Consider the following 8,868-nt stretch of genomic DNA (forward strand, 5'->3'; position numbering starts at 1 on the left):
CAAAAGGACGGCAATTTGTGCCAGCCGACAAAAAAATCTGGGGATTCTTGTCGGACTGCCTTCCTGACAGATGGGGAAGAAAACTCTTAAAGAGAAAAGAAGAAATACTCGCAATAAAAGAAAACCGGGATGCACGGGAATTAACCGAACTGGATTTCTTGATTGGCGTAAATGATGAGTCAAGAATGGGAGGACTGCGGTTCAAATATGCTGACTCACAAAACTTTATCTCTGAGACAGACTTGTATAATGTGCCGCCTTTAGAAACTTTGCGAAAGCTGGAGCAGGCATCAATAGAATTTGAAAAATCACACCTGCAAGATGACAAATGGCTTCAAATACTTTTAGAACCAGGCTCTTCATTAGGTGGAGCCAGACCCAAAGCCACAGTAAAAGATGAACTGGGGCAGCTATGGATTGCAAAATTTCCTTCAAACCACGACGACTACAACATCGGAGCATGGGAAAAAACGGCAATTGACCTTGCAAAACTTTCTGGACTTGATGCACCAGAAACAATGTTAAAAGATTTTTCTGAAAAGGGCAGCACATTTCTTACAAAACGATTTGACCGGCAATATAACAATAAAAATTGCAAAAGAATACATTGCGCCTCAGCCCTGACCTTATTGGGCAAAATAGATGGAGCAAACTACGAGGATGGCTCAAGTTATTTAGAGATGGCTGATTTTATAAAAACATACAGCATACAGCCGGACAAAGATTTAGAGGAACTTTGGAACAGAATTGTATTTTCTATATTAGTTTCAAATACAGATGACCATTTAAGAAATCACGATTTTATACTTACAGAAAATGGCTGGAAGCTATCTCCGTTATTTGATGTAAATCCGAATCCAAGAGGAAAACAACTTTCCTTGAACATTACAGAAAACAACAACCTAAAAAGAATTTCTTTGGCTTTAGACACCGCAAAATACTACAATCTTACCGCTTCAAAAGCAAAAGACAATGTTACAAGAATCTCTAAAATAATAGAAGGCAACTGGCAGAAAGTCGCAAAACAAAACGGCTGCACAAAATCCGAAATAGACTTGATGAGGCCAGCATTTGAAGACAAAAACAACAGTGCTCATTGAGCGCGTCGAAATGAGCACTGTGCATATTGGTGATTTTGACACGGCGATGTTTGCATGGCAAACTCGTTTAGCAATCTTNNTCAAGCCCGATAATGACAAGTTTAGTCGCCGTTTATTGTACCGTCTGTGCAGATGAATTTGGCGGAAGTCAAGTCCGCATTGCCACTGTCAAAAGATATAGACTTCCACTGTTCTATTGTGCCCATATAGTTTACTGTAGTAAGGTTTGTGCAGTCAAAAAATGCCCAACAGCCAATACTTGTGACAGTTGTTGGAATTTCAATATTTGTCAAACTTCTACAGCCAAAAAATGCATTTTTCTCAATAATCGTGACACTTGCCGGAATTTTTATATCCGTCAAACCTATGCATTCCCGAAACGCATCCCAATCAATATGAGTGACACTTTCTGGAATTTCTATATTTGTCAAACCTGTACATTCAAGAAACGCAAATTCTGGAATACTTTCAAGTCCAGTTGTTCCGCTTAAATCAAGATTGACCTTTACATTTTCATTTGAATATAATGCTATACCTATACTTTTTACTGTATCTTCATCAATTTTTCCAACAACACAAATGTTATAGGTTCCTTCTGTAAGACTGTTTATTACATTCACCACATTTTCCGCTTTTACAGTCCACTTTGCGTAAAGTGTGATGTTTCCTGTTTTTTCACCTGCATTCCAGCCTGTAATCGCTTCGTCTGAAAAATCCTGCGTTAAATACCAGCCTGCAAAATCATAGAATTCACGTGTTGGAACAGGCAAGACAACAGTTTCATCTTGTCTATACGATGTTCTTGCGTCTTCTGGATTTGTCCCTTCATTCAAGTTGTAGTTTATAGAATAAGACGGATTTTCCTTCCACTGTGCGTACAGCGTCAAATCTTCTGTCAGCGTGATTTTTTCTTTGTCTTTGTAGGATTTGCTGGATTCATTCGTGATTTTGTCTGTGCTCCAGCCGGAAAAGGTATAGCCGGTTCTTGTAAATGTGTTTGCCGGAAGCTCGAATTCCTCGTTTTCTGTTTTTGTAATGCTTTCGATTGTGCCGCTTCCGCCGTTTGCGTCAAATGCAACGGTAAATTTGTCGGGCTCGCTGGTAGTTATCTTGCAACCAAAAAGCGAGAGTGCAAAAACGCACGCTAAAACTACACGCGCGACTGGTGGGGGGGGTAAGATGTTTACGGTAATTTTTCATTAAAATATTCCTGTAAAATAGAAAAATGTTCGGGTCATTTCGATAAACTCAATGACCGCTACAATACTTTAAAAACATTTTCTTGATAAAAAGATAAGAATGTTTGCAACGCAAACTTCAAAAATTATAGGATAGGAATTTTTTGCTGTCAATGTGCAGTAGCTGGTTGTACTTTGTAACGCGTTCAAGGATGTGCGCTTTTTGCCAGATGTTTGTAAAAACAGAAATTGTCTTTTTGAAAAAATGGCGCCACGGATGGCGCATAAAGACAGCTAACCGGCAAAAGCAAAGCTTTTGTCAGCTCACGGACGTGCGGGTTTTGTTAAAAGCGGAAATATCCAGCCGCCTAGTCCGTTTGCTATGGTTACTGTGGCGACTACGGCTGCGTTTTTGAGGGTGAAGGTTTCTGGTCCAAAGGCGGCTCCGTTGTAGAACGAATTTGCTACTGAGTGGTCAAATCCTGCGATTATGAACACCGGCACGTAGATAAAAAGTCCGAGTTTATGGCCGTTTTTCCAGGTGTCTACCGAAAGAAACATTAAAATTCCGCAGAAAATGCCGGAAATAAACAGCTTTGCAAGAGGAGCGGCTAGTTTTGCTGAATATGCTTTTGCCGCCGCTTCCTGAATTGAAGGAAAATATTTTCCGACTGCGATTCCGATTAAGAATGTTGTGAGCTGGTTAAAAAAACAGGTTACAATTACGAGTTCCCAAGCTTTTTTGTCTTTAAAATTGTAAGCCAGATAACCGACTTTTCCTGTGTAAAGGTTGAATCCGTAGATGCAGATTGCAAAAAGTCCGCCGCAAAAAAGAAGAGCGCCGAACCATTTTAGTCCTGCCGTTACGCTTGCCATGTAAACGCATCCGCCGATTGAAATAAGGATGCCTGAAAGAATTGCTTTTTTGATTTCGTTTATCATAATGCTGTAATTTTAGTAAAAAAAAACTTTTAGGAAAAGGGGAAGCACGAATTGAAGGGGAATGCAGCCCGGATTGCAGCAGCGCGCAGCGTTCGGCATTTGCCGAATGAAGCGGAAGCGGAACTGCGAAAAGCCGGTTTTTGAGGCTGCTTGCCAATTTTTGTTGAAAAAATATTTTTTTTACAAAAAATGCGCTCCCAAATTCAAAATTTTGCGCAAAAAAGGCCGGATTTGCTCAATTAAGTCTGGAATTTTGCGCTTTTAATTGACTTAAACTATTTTTTTTAAGATTATGGAAGCAGTTAAAATTATGGAAACTAAAAATATTACGCTTTCGCACTTGGCTACTTTGTCAACTGCGGATTTGCTCTCGCTTGCTGATGAATTTGGTATTGACATACCGGAAAATCTGAATAGAAGCTTTGTTATCAGGGAACTTTTGGAAACTGCCGAAGAATTGCAGTCAGAGTCTGAAAACGAAGATATTTCTGAGGTTGAAGGTGAAGCCGAAGCTCTTGAAAAAAAAGAAGCGCTGCCTGAAACTTACAATGAAACGGAAATTTGCGCAGTTTTGCGAAATCCTGCATGGGTTTTTGTTTACTGGGATATTTCGGCGGCGGACATTGCCCGTCTTAATTCTGATTTTTCTTTTAAATCACTTTGTCTTCGTGTTTCCTTTTGGGAGAATGCCGATGACGAAAAGCCTGCTGAGTCTTTTGATGTTCAGCTCGGAATTTCGGACAGGCAGCAGTATGTTCTTTTGTCGCCGGGGAAAAATTTTGTGCGCCTTGATTTGGTTGCTCAGTACAGCGGTGGCAAGGATGACGAAAATCTCGCTGTTTCCAGAAAAATTGAGCTTCCGAAAGGTTCTCCGATTTTGAATTCGCTTCCTGGGCGGGAGCTTGATGTTGGAGAATTGGTTGAGCTTTCTAATATGAAAGGTCTTTTAAATGCCCATTTTGAAAATCATCGTCAGTCGTTTTTATAATTAACGGAGCTGGAGTTAAAAATGTCAGAAAAAAATCTTTCAATCGTTGTCGTTGCGCATCAGCCTTATGTCCGTCATGTCTGTAAGGAAGGTGAGCTTCCTGGGGCGGAAAATGATATTTTTTTTGGTGCGTTGAGCCAGACTTATGTTCCGCTTGTAAACCTGCTTAATAAACTTGAGGCCGAAAATATCGATTCAAAATTTTCAATTGTTTTGTCTCCGGTCTTGTGCTCGATGTTGGATGACGAGGTGTTGCAGAGTCAGTATGTTGAATGGCTTGACCGTTGCATTGGTCTTGGCCAAAAAGAAAAAAAAAGACTTGCCTCTTGTCCAGAGCTTTTAAAAAACGCTGAAGAACAGCTCGAAAAAATTGTTCAGACTAGAAAGGATTTTGTTGAAAAATACGAGTGCAACCTTTTAAAGCAGTTTGCTGGCTTTGCAAAGCGCGGAAGAATTGAAATTCTTGCTTCGTGCGGAACTCACGCTTTTTTGCCGCATTATGCCGATATGCCTGAAGTTTTGAACGCTCAGGTTGAAACTGGAATTATGTCGCACAGGCACTTTTTTGGCCGCGCTCCTGACGGTTTTTGGCTTCCATATATGGGTTACGCAAAGGGAATTGAAAGAACTCTCCGCTCTTACGGAATAAATTACACGGTTTTGGATACTCACGGAATTCTTTTTAGCGAAAACGCTCCTAAAACCGGAATTTTTGTTCCTGCCCGTTGCTGGAATTCGCTTGTTGTTTTTGGACGTGATGGCGAAGCTTCGCAGAAAATAAACGGCCGCGAAGGTTTTTCTTCAAATCCGGTTTATAAAAATCAGGAAAAAGACATTGGTTTTGAGCTTGAAGAAAGCGAGCTTGAAGGCTTTTTGCAGCCGGATTCGCCTCGGAGAAACACTTTGTTCCGCTATTGGTCAAAAAAAGATGATTCTGATTCGCCATATGATTCTAAAAAGGCTTTGGAGCAGGCGAAAATTGACGCTGCGGCTTTTTTGGACGAAGAGAATCGAAAACTCGAAAAAGCTTCTGAATATCTTGAAAACCCTGTTCTTGTCTGCGCGATTGACGCCGCGGCTTTGGGACAATGCTGGGCTGAAGGAATGGACTTTTTTGAAGATGTTTTGAGAAAAAATGCTTCTTCTAAGTTTGTCGCTACTGGCGATTTGATAAAAGATCAGTTTAAGCTCGAAAAAATAAACCCTTATCCTTCTGCTGCGAGCGGAACTGGTTATGGAGAAGATCTTTTGGACAGTTCTAACAGCTGGATGCTGCGCTATACAAGAAAAATGTGCGAACGCATGGTTGACCTTTCCGGCCGGTTCCCTGACGACACTGGCTTAAAAGTGAGGCTTTTGGTTCTTGGCGCAAAGGAACTCATGCTTGCCCAGTCTGGAGAGCTTGCAAAGATGATTCATTCGGGAATTTTTTCTGATTTTGCAAGAGAATCTTTTACAAAGAGTGTCATTGATTTTACTAAAGTTTTTGATGCTTTGGGTTCAAATACTGTGAGCACGGAATGGCTTACAAAACTCGAAAAAGAGCACGTCCTTTTTCCGTGGCTGAATTACCGCATCTTCTGCCGAAAACAGTAATTTTTTATAAAACAGTCTGCAAGTTCAAAGTTTTGATTGAATTTGCAGATTTTTTTATTTATTTTAGAAAACCGAAATTTTTTATCTGGTCGTGGACGTTCAGTAAATCTTGGGCTGCTGTTATTGCTTCAATTGCCGGATCAAATTTTATTCCGATTGAGGATGACATATTTTTTGCTTCTGTCCATTTTTCAATCGCCTTTTGAATATTTTGTCTGTCGCCTTTTGAATATAGCTCGATTCCTTCCGTGTATTTTTCGTAAACCATTGTTCTTATTTGTGAACGGCCTCTGTCTCCGAGCAAAAGCCGCGCCGCGAGGCTTATGTGGTTTACCGGATTGAACGAAGTTGTAAGGTCGAGGGTATAATTTACGTTCATTTTTATGCCTTTTATGTCGAACTGGCTTCCAATGCTAAAACGCGGATTTCCTCCGCTGAGCATAAATCCTGCTTCAAAATCGAAAAAAGCCGTAACGTTGATTTCTGCTCCGCTGGCAAACGAAAATTTTTGCGAAGATGAAAAGTTCATAAGGTTTACAGGCTGGCGAAATTCTGCCGTAAAAAGAAGATTTTTGAACAGTCTGTACGAAAAGCCGGCGCTTATTCTTGTTGGAAGAGAATCGTCAAGCTCAAAATTTTTAGAAAAGCCAGTAAAGGCAAGACCGAGATTGTTGAGAGCAAGTCCAAAATTAAAATTTGGTTCAAGACTGCTGAAATTTTTAAGAAAATTAAACCTTACGAGAAGTCCAAAATCCGCCATAAAACCGAGGGCAGACTGTTCAAGTCCAGAACCGCTTTTTATTTTGTCTGTCTGATTGTCTGCATAATCTGGCATATTTCGCCACGAGGCGCGCACCGTGTAACCTGCGGCAATTCCCTTAAAATTGTATCCCGCCAAAAAATTATACGCCATGTTGAACGCGAGCGAGGTTTCTGAGTAATAGCTTCCTGCAAGCTTGTCTCCAAAAAGGTTGTATTCTGTGAACGGAACATAAAAACATTTTAACTGTAGTCCCATTCCAAGATTGTTGAATCTCAAGCTTCCTTCCAATGTTTCCATTGCCGAGTCTGCAATCCAAGAGTTGTGAAAAAATGCGATTTCTGAATTGCTTAAAACTGCTGAGCCTGCCGGATTGTAGTCAAAAAAAGTGATGTCGTCGCAAAGACCTGTTATTGCAGTTCCTAGGCTTTCCGAGCGTCCTCCGGTTGGAATATTGAGCGAACGAAAAACTGTGGTTCCCTCGTTGCTGTCAGAAAAAGAACCAAAGACATCGCTCAATTTTGAATTGACGTCTTTTAGATCGAGCGCAAAAACGCAAAAAGGCGCGGCTGCGGCGTTAAAAACCAGAACGGCGAGAAAAATAAATGCTTGTTTTTTTGCAAAATGCTGTTTTTTTCGCATAAATTTTATGTCAGTATGAACTAGATCCTGTTTTTGAATATTAAATTTTTTCATCAATTTATCGCAAAATCTGTTTCAAAATTCAAAAAACTGCCGTTCACTTTATTCTAATTTAAATTTCGGTTTTTTACCTTTATTGCATAAGAAATAATACCGAAAATATTAAAAATTGGCACGCTTTAAATTTTTCGCCGGCATTTTTATTTTTTCTCTTTTTGCTTTTCCTTTTTTTTCTCAGGAAAATATTTCTTTGCAGAAGCCTGTTTTGGAGGAAAAAGTTCTTTCGCTTTCGGAAATTGACCTGCTCATAAAAAAAAATGAATATTCTTCCGCTCTTGAAGCGCTTTCGGTTTTTATAAAAAGAAATCCTGAGCAGTTTGACCGCGCTCAAAAAAGAATTTCGCAAATTATGAAAAAAAGGCTGGATTTTAACGCGCAGGCTTTTGTTCTTGCGGAAAAAATGCAGGAATCAGCCGATTTGAGCGATTTGCAGGCTGATGCTCTCGACAGCAAAAAAATGGACATCATCGTTTCCCTCGAAAAAATGGAGCAGAATCCTCCGAAAGAAGCTGTCGATTTTACAAACGATGCCCGGCGCACAATTCGCCTTTCGTATTACATCAACCGTTCAAATTCAATTTTGGCCCAAAGCGCGGAATTTGTCGAAAATGCTGGCTTTGATTCGTCAGAAAATTATTTTCTTGCAGCCCAAAAATCTTCGGAAGCGCTTTCTCTAAAAACTAAAGACTCTGATGCGGTTTTTGAAGGCGAAAAAGAAATTGCGGTCGTTTATCCGGACGAGCTGAACGCAAAAGTCGAAAAACAGATTAAAAAGCTCTCTGAGCTCAATTCAAGCTTAAATGACCTTCTAAAAAACTGCCAGGAAGACTATAAAAAATACAAATCGGCGGTTCAAAATCTACGCACGGACGAATCAGAATCTGCGTTAAAAAAAATGAGCCGCTCCTTTGAAAAAATTATCCGCGCAAGAAACGAAATTTATTCTTCAGGAACCGAACTTTTAGCTCTCGACAGGCGCGCAATCGGACTCAATCCCGGACTTGGAGACACTTCGTACATAACTTTTAGCGCACGGGCGGTTTTTGGATTTGAAAAACTTTCTTCTTCCGGAATTTTGGCTGCGGTCGATGCTTTCTTGAACAGCCGCGTTGAAGATTTAAAAAATACGGTTTACGAAGCGATTTTAAATGAATTTTCCCTCATAAACTCTCAGTTTGCCTTAAATCCGCGGATTTTTGATTCCAAAATTGAAACTTTTCCGGTTTTTGAGCTTGCAGACGGCGCGGCAAAATTTGCATTTCAAGGACAGGAAATTCATTCTTTTTACAAAAAAATTGACGGCGGCGATTTTTCTGGTTTTGAAAAATACAAGGATTNNTTCAAAATTTTTCGGCAAAAAACTTAAAAAATGCCCTTAATCTTGCACAAAGCGTTTCTGACAAAAATCTTGAGCTTGCTCAAAAAATCAGCTTAAACAAGAATTTTTCTGTTCTTGGAAAAGAAATTCTAAATTCTGCGGCTTATTATGAAAATAAAATTGCAGAAATTGATGCAGAACAAAATTCTCTGTCGGACGGAAAGACTTTCCTGGCCGAAAATAAAAGTCTTGACTGGAGCGTTCCTCTGGCTTTTTACGATAAA

At 40.0% G+C, this 8,868-nt stretch carries 6 protein-coding genes; 3 read left to right on the forward strand and 3 right to left on the reverse strand.

From position 1 onward, the window contains the following. Window positions 1-1,100: type II toxin-antitoxin system HipA family toxin (locus B3Y13_RS02070; protein WP_296692415.1), on the forward strand; the 1,100-nt coding region annotated here is incomplete at its 5' end. Window positions 1,101-1,201: 101 nt separating this feature from the next. Here the strand turns inward: B3Y13_RS02070 and B3Y13_RS02075 are convergent. Further along, a complete protein-coding gene (locus tag B3Y13_RS02075) occupies window positions 1,202-2,293 on the reverse strand; it encodes an InlB B-repeat-containing protein (protein ID WP_349681354.1) in 1,092 nt (363 codons plus the stop codon). 309 nt (window positions 2,294-2,602) lie between these two features. After that, entirely contained in the window at window positions 2,603-3,220 is a 618-nt protein-coding gene (locus B3Y13_RS02080) for a formate/nitrite transporter family protein (protein WP_296667174.1), read from the reverse strand. A gap of 310 nt (window positions 3,221-3,530) precedes the next feature. Between B3Y13_RS02080 and B3Y13_RS02085 the strand changes: the two genes are divergently transcribed. After that, window positions 3,531-4,208, forward strand: coding sequence for a DUF4912 domain-containing protein (locus B3Y13_RS02085; protein WP_296025099.1), 678 nt, complete (start codon window positions 3,531-3,533; stop codon window positions 4,206-4,208). Between the two features lie 21 nt (window positions 4,209-4,229). Further along, on the forward strand, window positions 4,230-5,804 hold the full coding sequence (locus B3Y13_RS02090; RefSeq protein ID WP_296692418.1) for a 1,4-alpha-glucan branching protein domain-containing protein: 1,575 nt from the start codon (window positions 4,230-4,232) through the stop codon (window positions 5,802-5,804). 58 nt (window positions 5,805-5,862) lie between these two features. Here B3Y13_RS02090 and B3Y13_RS02095 read toward each other — a convergent pair whose 3' ends face one another. Further along, the gene (locus tag B3Y13_RS02095; RefSeq protein ID WP_296667169.1) at window positions 5,863-7,260 is read right to left on the reverse strand and encodes a UPF0164 family protein; all 1,398 of its coding nucleotides are present in this window, start codon (window positions 7,258-7,260) and stop codon (window positions 5,863-5,865) included. Window positions 7,261-8,868 lie beyond the last annotated feature (1,608 nt).

It is taken from the genome of Treponema sp. UBA7567 (genome assembly GCF_002476655.1).
Taxonomy (GTDB): Bacteria; Spirochaetota; Spirochaetia; order Treponematales; family Treponemataceae; genus Treponema_D.

Coding starts and splice junctions, on each gene's coding strand:
- B3Y13_RS02090 (WP_296692418.1), top strand. CDS start 4,230: ATGTCAGAAAAAAATCTTTCAATCGTTGTCGTTGCGCATCAGCCTTAT.
- B3Y13_RS02095 (WP_296667169.1), bottom strand. CDS start 7,260: ATGAAAAAATTTAATATTCAAAAACAGGATCTAGTTCATACTGACATA.
- B3Y13_RS02080 (WP_296667174.1), bottom strand. CDS start 3,220: ATGATAAACGAAATCAAAAAAGCAATTCTTTCAGGCATCCTTATTTCA.
- B3Y13_RS02085 (WP_296025099.1), top strand. CDS start 3,531: ATGGAAACTAAAAATATTACGCTTTCGCACTTGGCTACTTTGTCAACT.